The sequence below is a fragment of the Nocardia sp. PLKS1-43 genome, assembly GCF_059510335.1.
Genome location: NZ_JCAJZQ010000006.1, coordinates 235,401 through 253,732 on the forward strand (window position 1 = coordinate 235,401; position 18,332 = coordinate 253,732).

15 protein-coding genes and 1 riboswitch are annotated in these 18,332 nt (G+C 69.1%); of the genes, 11 read left to right on the forward strand and 4 right to left on the reverse strand.

The window, feature by feature from the left end; genetic code table 11:
• Positions 1-315 precede the first annotated feature (315 nt).
• The 4 genes from AC5WS7_RS22945 (at position 316) to AC5WS7_RS22960 (ending at position 5,308) form a co-directional block, all read left to right on the forward strand.
• On the forward strand, positions 316-2,025 hold the full coding sequence (locus AC5WS7_RS22945) for an ATP-binding protein (protein WP_495956619.1): 1,710 nt from the start codon (positions 316-318) through the stop codon (positions 2,023-2,025).
• Between the two features lie 93 nt (positions 2,026-2,118).
• Positions 2,119-3,291: an AI-2E family transporter gene (locus AC5WS7_RS22950; RefSeq protein WP_495956620.1), complete on the forward strand. Its 1,173-nt coding sequence runs from the start codon at positions 2,119-2,121 to the stop codon at positions 3,289-3,291.
• Between the two features lie 261 nt (positions 3,292-3,552).
• On the forward strand, positions 3,553-4,758 hold the full coding sequence (locus AC5WS7_RS22955) for a GNAT family N-acetyltransferase (RefSeq protein WP_495956621.1): 1,206 nt from the start codon (positions 3,553-3,555) through the stop codon (positions 4,756-4,758).
• 154 nt (positions 4,759-4,912) lie between these two features.
• Positions 4,913-5,308 carry a YccF domain-containing protein gene (locus tag AC5WS7_RS22960; RefSeq protein ID WP_495956808.1) on the forward strand — a complete coding sequence of 132 codons (396 nt, stop codon included), beginning with the start codon at positions 4,913-4,915 and terminating at the stop codon, positions 5,306-5,308.
• A 15-nt stretch (positions 5,309-5,323) separates the two neighbouring features.
• On the opposite strand, the gene AC5WS7_RS22965 is transcribed toward AC5WS7_RS22960, so the two are convergent.
• Positions 5,324-5,761, reverse strand: coding sequence for a MarR family winged helix-turn-helix transcriptional regulator (locus AC5WS7_RS22965; RefSeq protein ID WP_495956622.1), 438 nt, complete (start codon positions 5,759-5,761; stop codon positions 5,324-5,326).
• Between the two features lie 64 nt (positions 5,762-5,825).
• Between AC5WS7_RS22965 and AC5WS7_RS22970 the strand changes: the two genes are divergently transcribed.
• On the forward strand, positions 5,826-6,062 hold the full coding sequence (locus AC5WS7_RS22970) for a DUF2530 domain-containing protein (protein ID WP_495956623.1): 237 nt from the start codon (positions 5,826-5,828) through the stop codon (positions 6,060-6,062).
• 58 nt (positions 6,063-6,120) lie between these two features.
• Complete coding sequence (locus AC5WS7_RS22975; protein WP_495956624.1) at positions 6,121-6,747, forward strand: TetR/AcrR family transcriptional regulator; 627 nt, start codon at positions 6,121-6,123, stop codon at positions 6,745-6,747.
• On the opposite strand, the gene AC5WS7_RS22980 is transcribed toward AC5WS7_RS22975, so the two are convergent.
• Together AC5WS7_RS22980 and AC5WS7_RS22985 are read right to left on the reverse strand one after the other, a co-directional pair.
• Positions 6,728-9,784, reverse strand: a complete 3,057-nt coding sequence (locus tag AC5WS7_RS22980; RefSeq protein ID WP_495956625.1) for a sacsin N-terminal ATP-binding-like domain-containing protein — start codon at positions 9,782-9,784, stop codon at positions 6,728-6,730. The genes AC5WS7_RS22975 and AC5WS7_RS22980 overlap by 20 nt on opposite strands.
• Positions 9,785-9,792: 8 nt before the next feature.
• Positions 9,793-12,567, reverse strand: coding sequence for a DUF3027 domain-containing protein (locus AC5WS7_RS22985; RefSeq protein ID WP_495956809.1), 2,775 nt, complete (start codon positions 12,565-12,567; stop codon positions 9,793-9,795).
• A gap of 77 nt (positions 12,568-12,644) precedes the next feature.
• On the opposite strand from AC5WS7_RS22985, the gene AC5WS7_RS22990 reads away from it, so the two are divergent.
• From AC5WS7_RS22990 to AC5WS7_RS23000, 3 genes are all read left to right on the forward strand, one after another.
• A complete protein-coding gene (locus AC5WS7_RS22990) occupies positions 12,645-13,427 on the forward strand; it encodes a glutaminyl-peptide cyclotransferase (RefSeq protein ID WP_495956626.1) in 783 nt (260 codons plus the stop codon).
• A 525-nt stretch (positions 13,428-13,952) separates the two neighbouring features.
• The gene (locus tag AC5WS7_RS22995; protein WP_495956627.1) at positions 13,953-15,698 is read left to right on the forward strand and encodes an MFS transporter; all 1,746 of its coding nucleotides are present in this window, start codon (positions 13,953-13,955) and stop codon (positions 15,696-15,698) included.
• Complete coding sequence (locus AC5WS7_RS23000) at positions 15,695-16,228, forward strand: DUF2771 domain-containing protein (protein ID WP_495956628.1); 534 nt, start codon at positions 15,695-15,697, stop codon at positions 16,226-16,228. Before AC5WS7_RS22995 ends, AC5WS7_RS23000 begins: the two co-directional genes overlap by 4 nt.
• 67 nt (positions 16,229-16,295) lie before the next feature.
• Here the strand turns inward: AC5WS7_RS23000 and AC5WS7_RS23005 are convergent, their stop codons facing one another.
• On the reverse strand, positions 16,296-16,718 hold the full coding sequence (locus AC5WS7_RS23005; RefSeq protein ID WP_495956810.1) for a cold-shock protein: 423 nt from the start codon (positions 16,716-16,718) through the stop codon (positions 16,296-16,298).
• A gap of 182 nt (positions 16,719-16,900) precedes the next feature.
• On the opposite strand from AC5WS7_RS23005, the gene AC5WS7_RS23010 reads away from it, so the two are divergent.
• Both AC5WS7_RS23010 and AC5WS7_RS23015 read left to right on the forward strand, forming a co-directional pair.
• Entirely contained in the window at positions 16,901-17,134 is a 234-nt protein-coding gene (locus AC5WS7_RS23010; RefSeq protein ID WP_495956629.1) for a hypothetical protein, read from the forward strand.
• A gap of 295 nt (positions 17,135-17,429) precedes the next feature.
• Positions 17,430-17,627, forward strand: a riboswitch (cyclic di-AMP (ydaO/yuaA leader).
• An 8-nt stretch (positions 17,628-17,635) separates the two neighbouring features.
• Positions 17,636-18,322: a resuscitation-promoting factor Rpf1 domain-containing protein gene (locus AC5WS7_RS23015; protein WP_495956630.1), complete on the forward strand. Its 687-nt coding sequence runs from the start codon at positions 17,636-17,638 to the stop codon at positions 18,320-18,322.
• Positions 18,323-18,332 lie beyond the last annotated feature (10 nt).

An 18,332-nucleotide genomic window follows, 5' to 3' on the forward strand; every position in this document is an offset into this window, starting at 1 on the left:
GGGACTCCCCCACTGATTCACCATGGACCGGCCGGACGTCTCGGTCTCGGCCGCAAGTACGGCCAGAACGCTAGAAATCCGAAACGGCCGGAGCAACAGGGCAGTTCGTCGCGGTCGAGAGACCGCCAGGTCAGCGGATCCGGGACGATGTACGGTCCGGACATCCGGCCCGCTCGCGTGCGGCCCGGCCACCGAAGCGGCGAAACGAACGGCCGCGGCGGGAACCGAATCGCGGTTCGATCCGTCCAAACCTTCGAGAACACGAACGATCCGCTCGGCACCGGGCGGATCCCCAAGTCCGTTCGGGGGTACTACATGACTACCGAAGAGGTCGGTCACGGTCGGCAGGTCCAGGGCGGGTCGGCGCGCAGCGAGTTCGCGCGGCACCTGTCGGCACTGCATCGAGCCGCGGGGGCGCCGTCGTTGCGCAATGTCGCGATGCTGGCCCAGTTGCGGGCGAACGAGGCGGGTGGGGAGACCCGGTCCGCGCTCGCCTCGGCGCAGCGCATCAGCGATTGGCTCAGCGGGCGCAATGTGCCGGCCCGGTTCGAATCCCTGCTTCCGGTGCTGCAGGTGCTGGGCGCGAAGGCCAAGCGCCGCACCGGAGTTGCCGGCGAGCCGGTCAATACGCGAGCCTGGCGGATGTTGTGGACGGCGGCGCGGTCGAGTCCGGCCGACGCCACCGGCGCGGTGTCCCAGCAGCCGTATCCGCTCGGCGATTACACCGAACAACACGAGGCGATCTTCTTCGGTCGCCGGCGGGCGCTCACCGCGCTGCTGAGCATGGTCCGGATGTCCGCGACGCCGCAGCGCCCGGCCGATGTGATCGTGTTGACCGGCGCATCGGGCGTGGGCAAATCCGCGCTGCTGCGCGCCGCGCTCGTTCCGGCGCTGCGCTCGGAGGGCGGCCGGTGGGCCGTCACGACCCTCGTCCCGGGCCGAGATCCGCTCGCCACGTCGGTGCGAACCTTCGGCGGGACAACGGATCTCGCCGTCGGCGGCCCGGATCTGGAAGTGCTGCGGCAATGGTCGGGTGAGGCCCGCCCGGTTCTGATCGTGGACCAGTTCGAGCAGCTGTACCGCCCCGAGATCGACCCGACCGAACGGGCGGCCTTCCTGATCTGGCTCAAACAGGTCGCCACGATCGGCACCGTGCTGATCTCGATCCGCTCCGACGACCTGGTCTCCTGCGCGCAGTACCCGTGGCTCGCGGACGCGGTGCAGCACAACAGTTTCACGCTCAGCCCGATGCTCAGACCTGAGCTGACCTCGGTCATCGTCGGCCCCGTGCGCAGCTGTGGCGCCGCGGTCGATCCGGGAGTGGTCGATCTGCTGCTCAGCGCCCTGGAATCGGATCGGCTGAGCCTGGACCGCACGGCTCCCAGTCCCGGCGAATTGGCCGTGCTGTCCGCCACCATGCGGTCGCTGTGGGCCGCGCACACCGGCGACCGGATCGATATCGCCGCGTACCGGAAGGTCGGGGGCCCGGCCGGGGAGATCGCCCGGGCCGCCGAAAGACGTTGGGCCGAGCTGACTCCGGCGGAACAGGCCGACGCGCGCCAGATACTGCTGGCCCTGATCACCGTGCACCGCGATGGCAGCTACTCGCGGCGGCGCATCCCGACGACCGATCTGCTGCGCATCGCCGCCCGCACCGGATCGAGCCACGATCTGGTAGATCGTCTCGTCCGGTGGCGCATGATCGTGGTGGAGGTAAGGCACGCCGACCTGGTGCACGACACCCTGTTGCGCTGGGACCGGTTGCGCGGCTGGATCGCGGAGAATCGCGCATTCCTGTTGTGGCGTCAGCGAATCGAGGAGGACGCGGCCGAATGGCTGTCCACCGACCGCGATCCCGGCCTGCTCTATCGCGGCAGCCGGCTCACCACCGCGATCCGCCACGCCGACCCCACCGCCAGCGCCGCGGCCACCGAATTCCTGCGCGCCTCGGCCCGAGTGGAACTCGGCGGCTCGGCCGTCGATCAGCAGGCCGGTCGCGATCGCCGCAAAGTCGTCGGGCAATGACGGACACCCGCACACGTGCGCCCCGGTCGAGCGAGCCTTCATCGGGCGGGTCGCAGCCGGGCAAACCCGGCCCGAGCGGGCAGACTGGATGAAATGACCGAACATCCGGACGAGCCGGCCGCCCAGGACGAGATCGCATCGCCCGAGCCCTCCTCGAACGGAACCCACCGCATGCCGGCCTGGCTGCCGCGGGCGATGCTGCTGGCCTTCGCGCTGCTCGGCGCGTATCAGATCACCGACTGGGCGGCGCACAAGCTGCTGGGACTCTTCACGATCATGCTGGTCGCGTTCTTCGTCTCGCTGGCGACCGAACCGGCGGTGAACGTGCTGTCCGCGCGGGGGGTGCACCGCGGACTGGCCACCGCGGTGGTCTTCGTTCTGCTCTTCGCCTCTGTCGCGGGGTTCATCGCGGCCTTGGTCACCCTGCTGGTGGAGACGGTGACCAATCTGCTGCACGAACTGCCGGGACTGATCAACGAACTCGTCGGATGGGTCAATCACACGTTCCACCAACACTTCACGGTGGATCAGCTGCGCGATCGGCTGCTGCACGACTCCAATGTGCTGAACAACTACGCCCAGACCGCGGCCAACAACGCGTGGGGCCTGTCCAGCACAGTGCTCGGCGGACTGGTCCAGGTGCTGACGATCGCGCTGTTCAGCATCTACCTCACCGCCGACGGTCCCAAGTTGCGGCGCACGGTGTGCTCACTGCTGCCGCCCACCCGCCAGCAGGAGGTGTTGCGGGCCTGGGATCTGGCCATCTCCAAGACCGGCGGATATCTCTACTCCCGAGCCCTGCTCGCGGTGATCTCCGCACTCGCGCACGGTGTGTTCCTCGAGATCCTCGGACTGCCCAACGCGCTCGCCCTCGGTGTGTGGTTCGGCGTGGTCGCCTCGTTCGTCCCGACCATCGGCACCTATATCGCGGGCACCCTGCCGGTGCTGGTGGCACTGACCATCCGGCCGATCGACGCGGTGTGGGTGATCGGATTCTCGGTCGTCTACCAGTGGTTCCAGGACTATCTGCTGCAACCGCGCATCACCGCACGCACCGTCGACGTGAACGCGGCCGTGGCGCTGTTGGCGGTGCTTGCGGGCGGCGCCCTGCTCGGCGCGGTCGGTGCGCTGCTGGCGATTCCGGCGACGGCCACGGTGCAGGCATTCCTGAGCGAATACGTCAGGCGGTACGAGGTCGCCGAGGATCCGCGGATCGAACGCACCACCTCCCGCTATCGGCGGCTGTGGCGACGTTCGCGGAAGTAGGCCGCCGCTCGCTCACGGCTGCAAGGTCTTGTTAAGCGCCCGTCGAGTCCGGTGCGGGATCGTCTCTGCTGTGAGGTTCGGCGAACCTCGCGATCCGGCCACCGGCTCGGCCTGCCTCGGAGGGGATGGCAGGACGGGCCGGGAAACGGTTCGGCCCGTCTCGTCGGGGGACGGACCGGATCGCCCCGGCAACCCGCCGCGGACGAGGGGCCGGGCGAAACCGGAGTGCGGAGCGGTCCCGGTACATGCGATGGTGCAGGTATGACAGAGACGTCGGGGATAACTCTGCGCTCCGGTACCGCGGCCGACGCCGATGCGGTCCGGCTGCTGGGCGACACCGGTTTCGGTGTGGTGAGCGATCCGGTGGAGATCGAACGCAATCGCCGGGTCTTCGCTCTGGAGAACGGCCTCGTGGCGCGGGACGGTGATCGAATCGTCGGCTACACCGCTGCGTATACGCAGACATTGACGGTTCCGGGCGGCCATCCGGTGGCGGTGGAGTCGATCGCGAATGTCGCTGTCGCACCGACACATCGGCGCCGCGGCATCCTGCGCGCGATGTACACCGAACAGCATCGGCGCACCGAGGCGAAGCAGCTGCCGCTGACCATCTTCACGGCCAGCCAGGGTGGCATCTATGGTCGGTTCGGCTACGGGCCCGCGATCGTCCAGCAGCACATCTGGTTCGATCGCCGCTTCGCGCAATTCCATTCCGGCACACCGGATCCGGGTGGCGTCGAGCCGACTCCTGCCGACCGCGCCCGGCACATCGTGCCCGCGATCTACGACCGCTGGCGGCCGGCGCAGCCCGGTGCGCAGCTGCGCCCGGAGCCCGTCTGGGACGCGTTGTTCGCCGATGAGCCGCGCTACCGCGGCGGCGGGACCGGATTGTTCGCCTTCATCCACGCCGACGGCTACGCGCTGTATCGCTACCACCGGCGCGAATCGGGTACCGCGATCGAGGTGGTGGAGCTGCGCGCGGTCACCCCGGACGCGCACGCCGCGCTCTGGCGGGCGCTGAGCGCACTCGAGCTGTTCGATCGGATCGAAGCGGTGATCGCACCGGACGACCCGCTCCCGCACCTGTTCACCGACCCGCGGCTGGTCCGGACCACCGCACTACGCGACGCGCTGTGGTTGCGGATCATGGACGTTCCCGCCGCGCTGACCGCCCGATCCTACGAGTCGGACCTGGATGTCGTTGTCGCGGTGCGTGATCCGTTCCGCGCGGCGGGCGGCGTCTTCGCGCTTCGGGTGCGCGAGGGCCGCGCCGAATGCGCGCCGACCACCCGCGAGGCCGACGTCGAACTCGATATCGGGGTGCTCGGTTGTGTCTACCTCGGCGCCCATCGGATACGGAGATTGGCTGCGGCACATCGCATCCGGGCGAAGAATCCGGCCGCGCTGCGGGCGCTGGACTCGGCCTTCCGGGCCGACCGTGATCCCGTCCTGGGCTGGCCCTTCTGAGCAGACACGAACCCGGCGGCGTCACCGTGACGCGTGGCCGTCGGGTGGGGCCCTTCCGGTGCCAACCGCCGGACGGATCCCCCGTCCCGGCGCGGCACGTCGTTACGGGGTAGCCGGTCCGGGTACACACTGGCATGCTGGCATTGTGGACTTGATTCGGTTCGTGCTGAATGTGATCTGGCTGGTGCTGGCCGGTTTCTGGATGGCGCTGGGATACCTGCTCGCGGGAGTGATCTGCTGCGTACTGATCGTCACCATTCCGTTCGGGATCGCCTCGTTCCGGATCGCGAGCTATGTGCTGTGGCCGTTCGGGCGAGAGGTCGTCGTGCGGCCGGGCGCGGGCGCACCGTCGACGGTCGGGAACGTCATCTGGTTCATCTTCGCCGGATGGTGGCTGGCCCTGGGGCATTTGCTGACCAGTATTCCGCTGTTCGTCTCGATCGTGGGAATCCCGTTCGGCTGGGCCAACCTGAAACTCATCCCGGTATCGCTGATGCCGCTGGGCCGCGAAATCGTACCGAGTGAAAGCGTTTTCGGACTGAAAGGGTAGCTTCCCGTCTGGGCGCTATTCCGATTCGTCCACGATCTGCGTCATGATTCCGACCGCCTCGCGCAGCACGTCGAGCTGGGCCGGGCTCAGGCCGGAGAGTTGTTCGGTCATCCACTCCTCGCGGGCATTGGCCTCGTCGGCGATCAGTGCCCGGCCGGCATCGGAGAGCGAGACGATGACCTGCCGGCCGTCGGTGGGGTGCGGATCGCGGTTCACCAGATCCATTTCCGACAGCGATGCGATAACGCGCGTCATCGAGGGCGGTTGCACGCGCTCCTTGGCCGCGAGGGTGCCCGGAGTCATCGAGCCGTCCCGATTGAGGGTCGCCAGTGCCGACAGCTGGGTCAGCGAAATCTGAGCCTCGGCGCGGCGACCCCGCAGATGCCGGGTCAGCCGAACCACCGCCAAAGACAGCTCGGCGGCGAGGGCTCGTATGTCGGAAGCCGTTGTCACAGTGCAGAACGATACGTGACACGTCGTACGGGAGATGTCCGATCACAGCGGTATCGTTGGCATCGTGACCTCCGATGTGCCCGAAATTCCGCCGCGTCTGACCGATCCGCGTCCGGTACTGGCCATCGGCAGCATTCTGTGGGCGATCGCGGCGATCGCGGTCTGGGTGAACGACAGTTGGGCTCCCGCGCGGCCGATCTGTCTGATGGGCTTGGCCGTCGGTTTGCTCGGCTACCTCATCTTCACGATTCAACGCCGCAGTGCCCGGCGTGGCGACAAGGGCGCGCAGAAAGGACTCTGAGGGCGACTTTTCGCGCTCGCGAATTGACTGACGGCGTCCTTCCCGCTTAACTGCGTGGGTGTCCTCCCGATTGAGCGTCGAAGAACGCCGCGCCCACCTTATCGAGGCCGCTATCGGCTTGGCCGAGAAAAAGGGCGTGGCCGGGGTAACCACCCGTGACGTGGCGCAAGCCGCCGGTGTTTCGCTCGGTGTGGTGCATTACTGTTTCGAAAACAAGGACGCGCTGATGACCGAACTGGTCAAGGCGCTATCGATGGAATTGCGCGATTCGGTCGAGACCAACGAAACGGTCTGGCAGGGCGTCGGAAGTGGAAAAGAATCGCTTCAAAATCTGGTGCGCGCGAGCCTGGAACTTCTGTGGCTGAACATCGAAGCCACACCCGAACGGCAGTTGCTCACCTATGAAACGACAACCTATGCACTACGGGAAAGCGAACAAACTCCGGCGAAACTCGCGATCGCGCGCGAACAATACACATTCAACGACTCGACGGTCGGCGACGTACTCGAACACGCCCGCGATGCCACCGGCACCCGATGGTCGGTTCCGGTCACCACGCTGAGCCGATTCACCCTCGCGGTCATCGACGGCATCGTGCTGCGCTGGCTGGTGGACGACGACAGCGAGGCGGTCCGGACTCAGCTGGACGTGCTCGCGGAGATGATCACGACGTACGCGCAATAGGTTGCGCGCGAAGGTGAGTGACCTCGCCCTCGCACCACCACGGCACCTCGACGGTCGCCTCGTACGCGCCGCTCAGGCGGACGCGCAGGTTCTCGTGCAGGATCAACGGCGTATCGGCCGGAACCGAGCCGAACCGCTGCCGCAGGATCACGCCCAGTGGCTCGTCCCGCCAGGTGCTCACCCGGCCGGAGCCGAGTACCTCGGCGGTGACCGCCTGGGAGACCAGCGGTAGATCCAGCAGGGTCGACAAGGCTCGCGCGGTGCCGGCATCGCCCGCGACCAGCCGGTCCGGCGGAATCGCCAGGCCGTAGCAGGGCTCGTCGAGAATCAGGGCATCGGCCGAATCGATCACCGCGCCCGAGAGTGCGCGCACCCGCTCGGGCAGCACCAGCTCGTCCAGGTCGAGCAGATCCAGATTGGCCGCGAGCCTGCGGTGCGTCTGCGAAATCGCTTCCGGGGACGGGCTTTTCGCGGGATCGGCCAGCGCTTCGAGCAGTGCGGCGGCAAGTTCCGGGCCGATGGTTTCCGGATCTGCCAATACCGCTGACAGGGCGGCGGTTTCGGCCGGATCGAGATCCGGCGGCACGGGCAGCAGCCCGGCGAACACCGCGTCACCGGGTGCGCGGAACAGGCCCAGTGGCGTGCCGGCGATCCGGGCGTGGTGCCGCAACCACCAGGCGGTGTAGCCGTCGGGATCGGCCAGGCAACGCCGGGTGCCGGGCTCGGAAAGCAACAGCCGCAACGCATTCGGCCAGGCGTCGTCGTCGACCAGATCCAGGTCGCGGACGGCGACCAGTTCGGCCGGATCCTCCACGAGGCTCTCCCACCAGATTTCCTCGTCGTCCAGGTGGTGGTCCGGACCGGTGGGGTCGAGTTCGGTGACCACCGAGAATCCCCAGCCCACACCGACCGCGCGCAATGCCTGCTCGCCGTAGCGGTCGAGAGTCGCGGAATCGACCGTGCCCAGCGGGGAATCGGCCGCGAGCACGCCGGCCAGCGGCGCGCCGGGCAGCAGCAGTTCGTCCGCGGGTAGTAGTTCGCCGTCCTCGCCGGGCAGCTCCAGCGTGCCCAGCCAGGCCGGGAGCGCGGACGAGTCGGCGAGTTGCGCGGCCAGGCGCAGCACCGCCTCGACCGTGTCCGGATCGGCCGGATCATCCTGTAGCGCCGCCTCCAGCGCGGGATCCGCGAGTAGATCCTCGACGGTGGCCTGGCGCGCGCCGAGCCGGCCCAGGAGATCGTGCGCCGCCTCCGGATGCACCAACCGCGCCCAGTGCACCGGCAGGGCGATCTCCACGGTGAGAGCGTCCCCGTAGGGAACGTCGACGAGTTCGAGGTCGTCGCCCAGCACCACCGTGCGCGGCCCCGTCACCCGCCGGCCGTCGGCCAGCGGCACCGCGAGCGCGCCGAGTGCCTCGGCGGTCAGCGGATCGACCACGAACGGCTCGAGTGCGTCGTAGAGCGAATACCACCACTGCGGTGGACGTTCCAGGCTCGAGGACAATTCGGCGATCCGGGCCAGGCCGATCCGGTGCACGTCCAGCACCGCCAGCGCATCGGAAGCGGCTCGGCCGGAGAGTTCCGGAATCACCAGAGGGCCCAGCAGATCGGCGAGTAGGTCCGCCAATTCCGTTGACACGGCGGGGAATACACTCGCGCGAGCTGGTGATGCGAGCGCGGTCCCGGGGTACCGGGTGGCGGCAACGCCCGGTTCCGCGACCGCCGGTTCCGCCAGGTCATCGACCGGGATGCCGACGGCATCCGGTTGCGCCGGGTCGGTGACCGGGTCGTCCGCGGCAGTGCGTGCGACCGTCGGGGAGGCGGCCGAATCGCCCACCGTGGCAGCGGATTCCCCCGTCCGGCGCGGCGACGCGTCGATCAGGTTGATCGGTTGCTCTGAAGGTGTGGCGATCCGGTCGTGCCGGCCGAAGCTTCCGCCGGAGGGGACCGAAACCACCGGGAGCCAGCGCTCGGTGCGAAGCTCGGTGAGGAGCGCCTCGCGCAGGAGAGCGTCGGTCTCGCTGCGCGCGAATCCGGCGGCGGGTACCAGGACCAGGCGATCGCGAGGCGGGAGGGCGCGGGCGAAATCGGCGTAGCCCGTCGCCAATTCGGCCGGCCGGGCACCCGGCAGGAGGCGACGGCGATCAGGTTGCATGGCGACCTGCGCGATCAGCAGCGCGGGCAGGGAGAGTTCCTCGTCCGAGCGAGTCGGGGCGCGCAGCACATCGTGTCCGGCCGGAACCGGACGGCCGTCGACGACGGGGAGCAGCCAGCGGGCGCGGCCGGTGTCGAACTGCCACCAGATCCGTTCGCCGAATTGCGCACCCGAGAGGGTCAGCTGACGCAGCCCGCCGCCGAGTTCGATCGACGCACTGCGCATTTCCTCGCTTTCGATGCGCACGGAACGCAAAGCGGGCAGTTCCAGGAGCAGATCGGCGGCCTCGGTGCGCATGGCGGCCGACAACGCGGCGGTATCGACGTCGGCGCGCAGATGGATGACGATCTCGCTGTCGAATCCGGCGACCGGCCCCGCATCGAGCGGCCAGGCCAGGCGCAGCGCGGGCGGCGCGAACTCCGGGTCCTCGGGTTCGGGGATCGCGTTGCGTCGCAGCTCCTCCCGCGTGCGGTCCCGCGAGAACAGCAAAGACCCTGTGCTGGAACGGAATTCGATGTCATCGCCGACGGTGAGTACGGCGGTGAACCCGACGCCGAACCGGCCGACCGAGGCAGGGTCCTCGCCCTGCTTCGCCGAAACCCGCAGTGCGGTCAGCGCGTGTACACCCGAAAGTTCCAGCGGCACACCGGTGTTGGCCACGTGCAGCGTCCGGCCTTCGAACCAGACTGCCAGCCGCCCCGGAACGCCGGCCCGGGCCGCAGCATCGGCGGCGTTCTGCGCCAGCTCGGTCAGCAGCCGATCGCGGTATCCGGCGCGCACCAGATCGGCCTCGGTGGCCGCATCCTCACGCAGCCGCGTCGGCGATCCGCGCCACGCATCGAGCACCCCCGCCCGAAGGGCCGCCGAGCCGAATCGATCCCCCACGACCTCGCTCAGCTCGGATCCGCCGCTCCGGAAGCGCCTCCGGCATCATGCCGCACGCGCACCGCCGACACCGCCCAGGCGTCGTGATACTCGACGCCACCCGGCGCACCGGAATCGGCCGCCGCATGGTCGTCGCCCGAAACCCCCTCGGCCACACCGGAATCTGGCGTCGCGTCGGCGCTCGTCACGGCGTCGGCACCGCTCGCGGGCGAGCGATCCTCGACCGGTTCGTTCGCGGCATCCTCGGCCCCGGCATCGACCTCCGATACAGAATCAGCCGCTCGACTCGCACGGTCGGCATCGGCGTCGGTCGAAGTGCCTTCGGTCACCGGCGACGCTTGATCTTCACCACTACTGCCGGACGAGACGCTCTCCGCCGCAACAGGACCGCCCGGAGGCGAGGTTCCCGCCGAACCTTCGGCGGCAGACGAGCCCCCGCGCTCCTGCGCCACCGCCGATGCCGACTCGTCCGTGCCCGAGACGGCCGAACCAGCGGAAGCCCCGGACTCACCAGTCGCAGCCACCGAAGACTCGGCAGCGGACGCCGACTCTCCGAATGTCGGCCCGACCGCCGACTCAGCCGCGGACGCCGATTCCCCGGCGCGCGAAACGCTCACGTCGGCATCCACCGGCGACTCCGCGGTCACATCCGCCGCTTCAGCAGCCGACCCAGTATCAGCACTCGCCGCCTCATGGGCCTCCACAGCCGGTGCGGACACCCCCGCCACCGATGCCGACTCACCAGTATCTGCCGCACTCGGCGAAGTATCCACAGTCGCCGACGTCGAACCCGCCGTGGACGCGGAGCTCTCGAATGTCGGCCCGGTCGCCGTTTCGGCCGTGGCCGACGCCGCCTCTCCGGCGGTGGAAACACTCACGTCAGCGGCACTCGTCGACGACTCCGCACGCACATCCGCCGCTTCGGCAGCAGCTGTCGCCTCCTTGTGGCCTTCCGCAGCCGGTGCGGACGCGGCGGCCAGCGGTACCGACTCGACCGTGCCGGATGCGACGACATCGGCGGTCCCCGCGCGCGTTTCATCCGCCGCACCGCTCTGCGCCGACTCTGCCGCTGCCGCAACGGGACTCGTGGTGTCGGCGGCGTTCTCAGGTTGTCCGGACTGGACGGCCCGAGGCTCACCTACGGCCTCGGCAGCCGATGGGGCCGCATCCGCGATCGAGGAAGTCTCCGCGGACCGGACCGCCTGCCCGGATTCCCGCGCGAGCCCAGCGGACCCCTCGCCAGAATCCGATGCTCCGGAAACACCCTCCGGCGCAACCTCATTCGCAGGCTCCGCCGCGCTATCCGGCGCAGCAGCCGCATCCGACCGCGCGATGCCTTCTCCCGCAACGGCATCGGCAGAGCCAACAGCATCTTGCGACACGGTGGCATCGGCCGACGCAGCGTCGTTCCGCGCAGCAACATCCGACGTCGCGCTGCCTTCTCCCGCAACAGCGTCGGCAGAACCAACAGCACTTTCCGGCACGGTCGTGTCGGCTGACGTGGCGACACCGGGCTGCGCGACACCTTCTCCCGCAACGGCATCGGCCGCGCCGACAGCACCTTCCGGCACGGTCACACCGGCGGCCACAGCGTCGTTCCGCGCAGCAACATCCGACGTCGCGCTGCCTTCTCCCGCAGCAGCGTCGGCAGAACCAACAGCACTTTCCGGCACGGTCGTGTCGGCTGACGTGGCGACACCGGGCTGCGCGACACCTTCTCCCGCAACGGCATCGGCCGATGGGCTCGCGCCCTCCGCTACGGCGTCATCCGGCGACGCAGCGGAGCTTTCGGATGCAACCGCTGATATCGAATCGCCTTTTGGCGCAGTGACTTCCGCAGCAGCCGTTTGCGGCGCAGCGACATCCACCGCGGAGGTTGCCGTCTGCGGCGCGGCGACATCGGCGGAGGGGGCCGCGGTCTCCGGGGCATCAACTACCGGCGCGCTCGCGCTCTCCGAGACAACGGCACCCGCCGGCGCGGTGGCTTCCTGCTGCGCACTCTCGTTCGCCGATGTCCGGTCGCCCTCGCGGGTAACCGCGCCGGACTCGTCCGGTTCGACCGCATCATCCGGCGTCGTGGCCGCGGGCTTGCGCAGTTCCTCCGGCGCGACGAGTTCGACGGCGGCATCGTCGTAGGCCTCGTAGAGGGGGGAACCGCCGCCGGTGGGAAGTTCGGTGTCGGAGTGGGCTCCGCAGCCGTATTCGGCGTGCACGACGTGGCCGTCGGCGCCGAGAGCGTTGGCGCAGACACCGAACGAGGCGCGCAGGGCACCGGCCAGGGGGACGTAGAAACCGCAGAGACGACAGGTCGACGGGGCGGCGCGGGCCATCTCGGTGTCGGGGCCGTATTCGGTGAACCAGCGTTCGGCGGCCTCCGCACGCCCCTCGCGGCTCAGCACCTGCGGGCGGCCTTGGCCGACTTCCTCACAGACGTCGTCGACGACCGGGTCGCCGGTCACGAGGTAGCCGGGGGCCAGGCGCGGATCGTCCGGCAGCGGGGCCAGCAGATCGCCGGGCGCGAGATCGCCGGGCCGCACCCGCTGATCCCACGGCACGAAATCGGGGGCGACCAGGGCGTCGGGACCGGGCAGCAGGGCCGATTCGCTGACCGTGGCCCGGTCGGCCTCCGGCGGCGCGGCCACCACGACCGCCCACTGCCAGCCGCGATAGCCGGGCAGGGTCGTCGCGAAATGGTGGGTGGCCGCGTATTCGTCCTCGGCGGTCACGCCCAGATGCTCGCCCACTCCTTCGGGCTGCAACTCCAGTAGCGCACGGCGAGCCATGTCGACCGCCTCCGCCAGGATCGGTCGCACATCGGGCTCCGAAACAGAAACTGCGCTCACGCCCTACATTTTGCCGCATGGAACGCAAACCCCGTTCGTTGGCCGCGACAGGGCTGATCGTGCTGGCAGTGGCGCTGTGTGCCGCGACCGGATGTGATGTGCTCGACAACACCCCGCGCCTGGGGGTGAAGGTGCTGGCAACCCGCCCACACGACCACACCGCGTTCACCGAGGGCCTGGAGATCGACGGCGATGTCCTCTACGAGAGCACCGGGCTCGAGGGCAGATCCGGTCTGCGCGCGACGAATCTCGGCACCGGCGCGGAACTGGCCCGCATCGACCTGGACCCGGACTACTTCGGCGAGGGCGTCACCCGCGTGGGCACGACCCTGTGGCAGCTGACCTGGAAGAACGGCATCGCCTTCGACCGTGACCCGGCCACTCTCGCAGAACGCCGGCGAGTGCACTTCGACGGCGAGGGCTGGGGACTGTGCACACGCGGAAAAAGCCTGGTCATGAGCAACGGCACCAGCACACTCACCTTCCGCGACCCGGTCGGCTTCGCCCCGACCGGGTCGGTCCGGCTCACCGATCACACCGGCGCCCGCCTCAACGAACTCGACTGCGCCCCCGACGGCACCGTCTACGCCAACGACTGGCCGACCGACCACATCCTGCACATCGATCCCGCTTCCGGCCGGGTACTCGGCGATATCGACGCATCGGGCCTGCTCACGCCCACCCAGCGAGCCGGGGCCGACGTCCTCAACGGCATCGCCGACATCCCCGGCACCGACCACTTCCTGATCACGGGCAAGAACTGGCCCACCACCTTCGAAGTGCAATTCGTGCCCCACTGAAATCCGGGCCGGACAACCAGCTCGCCGAAACGGCCCAAGCGGGGGCGACATCCCGACGGCATCGCCCGGCACCGGCCGCTGCCCGATCACCGCCGAGAACCGGCCAACGCCTTCGAAGCGCGATCCGTCCCCTGCCGAAAGCAAATCCGCGACAGGGCGAACCGGCCGCCGAACCCGAGTCCAGGCCGATCGTCCCCAGCCCCGCATGCCGGGCTCGATGTCTCAACGACATCGCCCACCTCCGCGCCGATCACCGGCAAGAACTCGGCCCGCCACCTTCGAGGTGCAATTCGTGCCGGACCGAGGCCGGTGAAGCGGGGTGTGCACAGAATCACACTCGCGCCGCACTCGGCGGCAACCCGTACCCGCGTCCGCCGCGGTCTTCTCGGGATCGACCACTTGCCGCCCGGCCGCAACCGGCCGGCCACGTGCGACGTCCGATTCCCGCCGCACCCGGGCGTCGCACGGCATGGTCACACCCGGCCCCGGCCACGCATTCATCGCGCGTGCGGGAGAATCGACGTTGTGACTGCCTCCCGTGAACCCTCCGGCACAGATCCGGGGCGTCGGGACGGCGAGGAATCTCCGCTCACTCAGCGACATCCCGGTTACGACCGGTATCCCCCGCCGCACACCGCGTCCCGCGATCGGCTGCCGCCCCTGCCGCGGCGCGGCGGCGAGCCGGATGTGCCCGAATTCGTCACCCGCCGCCTGTCCGCGGGGCAAGCGCCGAGACCGGAGGACACGCCGCCGCGAGATACGCCGCCGACCCGGCCGCTGCGCGACAGCCCGCCGCAGGCCGATCCGCCCGCCGACGATGCCGGTTCCGGCGCCCGCAAGCCGCCGCGCAAGCTGACCGTCACCCGGGTCGTGGCGATGCGCAGCGTGGAACTCACCGGACGCGGCCTGCGCACCTTCCAGCGCGCGGCCGAGGCCGACGGTGCCGGCGAATCCGGGCTCACCGCACTGGTTTACGCGACGATGGCCAACTTCGCCCTGGACGCCGCCATCGCCGTATCCCTGGCCAACACGTTGTTCTTCGCCGCGCAGACCGCGGAATCCAAGAGCAAGGTGGCGTTGTATCTGCTGATCACGATCGCGCCGTTCGCGGTGATCGCCCCGCTGATCGGCCCCATGCTGGACCGCCTGCAACGCGGCCGCAGACTGGCGTTGTCGGGATCGTTCGCCGTGCGCGCGGTGGTCGCGATCGTGCTGATCTTCAACTTCAACGGGTGGGCGCTGTATCCGCTGGCCCTGGTGATGATGATCCTGAGCAAATCGTTCGCGGTGCTCAAGAGTGCGGTGACCCCGCGCGTCCTGCCGCCGGAAATCGACTTGGTACGCACCAACTCTCGGCTCACCGTCTTCGGACTGGTCGGTGGCACGCTGGGTGCAGGCGGTCTAGCCGGGGCGGTCGCCGCGGTCGCCGGATCGCCGGGCGCGCTGGTCTTCGCCGCCCTCATCGCGGCGGCCGGAACGTATCTGAGCCTGCGCATCCCGTCCTGGGTGGAGGTCACCGAAGGCGAGGTCCCCGCGACACTCGGCTACCACCGCGACAGCGAGATCCTGGACAAGGACGGCACGGCGCCGATCAAACCGAGCAAACGTCGTCAGCCGCTGGGCCGGTCGGTGGTGACCGGACTGTGGGGGAACAGCGCGATCCGGGTGCTCACCGGGTTCCTCACCTTCTACGTCGCCTTCGTGGCGAAATCGACCGAACACCGTCCGGTGCAGCAGGCCGCGATGCTCGGCGCGGTCGGCGCGGCCGCGGCGATCGGCAACTTCGCGGGCAATGCGACCGGCGCGCGGATGAAACTCGGACGTCCGGCTCTGATCGTGCTGGTGTGCACGGCCGCGTGCACGATCGTCGCCGTGGTCGCGGCGCTGACCGACAATCTGCTGGGCGCCGCGCTGGCGACCCTGGTCGGCGCGTGCGCCAGCGCCTTGGCGAAGGTCTCGCTGGACGCCTCGATCCAGGACGATCTGCCGCCCGAGTCGATCGCGTCGGGATTCGGCCGATCCGAAACGGTGCTGCAGTTGTCCTGGGTGGTCGGCGGCGCGGGCGGCGTCCTGCTGCCGACGACGTGGTGGGAGGGCTTCACCGTGGTCGCCGCGGTGCTGGCACTGGGATTGACGCAAACCTTCGTGAGCTACCGTGGGCATTCGCTGCTGCCCGGTCTGGGCGGCAACCGACCGCAACACGCCAAGCAGGAGGCCTCGATGGGCTCCGAGCCGGGCGCCGCTTCCCGACCAGCGACAGGAAATCCGTGACCAAGCCCAGCCCCCGCACGATCGTCGCGCTGGCCGCGGCGGGCGTGCTCGTTGTGATCGTCGCCGTCGCCGCCGCCGTCATCGTGGCCGTGCGGAACACGACCACACCGGATCCGGCGCTGACCGTGTACGCCCACGGAAAATCCGCCACCGTGGCCCCCTACCGGTACTGCACGGTGGCCGGGGTCGCCGATTCCGGACGGCTGAACATGAAGTGCCGGGAGAGCGATATCACCGTGCCACTGGATCCGGCCGGACATCCGGTGCAGATCTCACTGCCGAAGAAGATCGCCGACGCGCCGTGGATCATGGTGCGCGAGTACGTCCTTCCGGACAATCGGACCGCGGTCCGCGACGTCAAGACCTACCGCGACTTCGCACCCGGCACCCTCGCGCTGACCGTCCCGTCCCGCCCGAGCCCCGACCTTCGCCTGGCCGGCATCGAACTGCAGCTGGTGCTGCCCGCCCGCGACGAGACCGGCCGCGAATTCTTCACCCCGTACCAGGCCTGGTCGATCAAGACCGCCTGAGCGCGGGCCCGGGACAGACCGCGGCCCCGGCGCACCAGGCGTGCCGGGGCCGCGGGAGCCGATCGGCTCAGTGATCCAATTCGCGTGCGACGCCGCGCACCACCTCGGCGATGCGCTGGGCGGTCTTGCGGTCCGGATACTTGCCCTTGCGCAGATCCGGCTGCACCTTGGCCTCCAGCAGGGTGATCATGTCCTCGATCATCCCGTGCAGATCGTCGGGGCCCTTGCGGGGATGCTGCGGCGCGGAATCCTTGTGCCCCTGGCCTTGTCCGCCGCGCACGGACGGCGGCGGCTCGAGCAGTTTGAGGCTCAGCGCCTGCGGGCCACGGCGACCGGCCGCCATCCCGAATTCGACCCGTTGCCCGGGCTTCAACCCCTCGACACCCTTGGGCAATGCAGACGACCGAACATAGACGTCCTCCCCCTCATCCTGGGAAAGGAAGCCAAAGCCCTTTTCGACGTCGTACCACTTCACCTTGCCGGTCGGCACTGCGCTCACCCGTTCATCTTCGAATGCCCGGACCGCCCGGGCACAGTCATCGGCGCCGGAGGTGTGTCCGGCGCCCTTGCGTTCGCGAAAAGAACGCGCCCCACACAGGCATGCAGGACGCGATTTGCGTCGAGTCTACCCCGGTGACCATTCCCGAAGCACATCAGTTTTACGGTGCAGCAATGCCGGATTCCTCTTCCGACCGTTCCCCGCGGCGCGCCGCGGATCGGCTGCTGCCCGTCGCCGTCGGCCTTTTCGTGATCGGGCTGCTGGCGATCCTCGCCATATTCCTGACCCCGGTGGTGTCCGACGCGCATCCGGGACTGTGGCTCTATCTCGTCGCGATGGTGGCGACTCCGGGCGGACTTCTGCTGGCGACCGTGTTCGCACTGTGGTCCGGCCGCCGGGCGCGCTGAACCTCCGCGACTCCGGGACCGATCCCTTCGGCCGACAACAGGAATGCCCTGTTCGTAATCCCGCTACACGTGTGATGTTCATCACATCACGGCTAGGTCACGGGCGGGTCACGGACCGTACTTGCATACGTGACAACGCATCAACCTGCACCGAAGCCGCGCGGAACACGTTGGGCGCGTGCGCGACCCGCCCGCACACGCCGGTTACCAAATAGTGATTTTTCGCGGCGATCGTCGTACCGTCTATCCCAGTCGGGAGCAGTCCCGACGCCACCGGCCCGCCGCACCGAACCTCGCCCCGCGGGTACCGGACCCCAAGGAGACAGGGGCGAGGGCGGGGAACCCACGTTCCCTACAGGCAGGGAAGCGGAATCGGCCGGAAACGACCGATTCCTTGGGGTGAAGCCCCGGCGCACCACCCGGTGAGCCAGGGCCGGACGGCCTCTCAGTCCGAACCCGACAGCTCACCTCGCAGGCGCGTACGAGAGGGAGACACCCGATATGAGTGGACGCCATCGCAAGCCGACCAACACCGGCCGTACCGTTGCCAAGGTCGCCGTTACGAGCGCGATGATGGGCGGTGCAGGAGTGGCCCTCGCCGGTCACGCCGCCGCGGCTCCGGACTCCGACTGGGACAAGCTCGCGCAGTGTGAGTCCGGAGGCAACTGGGGTATCAACACCGGTAACGGATTCCACGGCGGACTGCAGTTCACGCCCAGCACCTGGGCTTCCTACGGCGGCACGCAGTACGCCTCGACCCCCGAGCACGCCAGCAAGGATCAGCAGATCGCGGTCGCCGAGAAGGTTCTCGCGACCCAGGGCTGGGGCGCCTGGCCTTCCTGCTCTTCGCACCTGGGCCTGCACAGCGCTCCGTCGCAGCGCACCGCGCCCGCCTCCAGCACCACCACCCAGCAGGCCGCTCCGCACATGCAGGCCGCGCCGCACACGCAGGCTCAGCCGGATATCGCGACCCATTCGCAGGCCCCCGTGCAGCAGCAGGCCGCGCCGGACGGCAGCCAGCAGGTCTTCCAGACCGTCGACAAGGGCATCACCCTGGCCCAGCAGCGCGGCATCCAGTTGCCGCAGCAGGCCATGGACGCCTACCGGGCCGCCAAGGCCAGCGGCGTCAAGCTCGATCCCAGCGTGATCAACTTCTTCGAGGCCAACAAGAGCTTCCTGCCCAACTGATCCGGTCTGC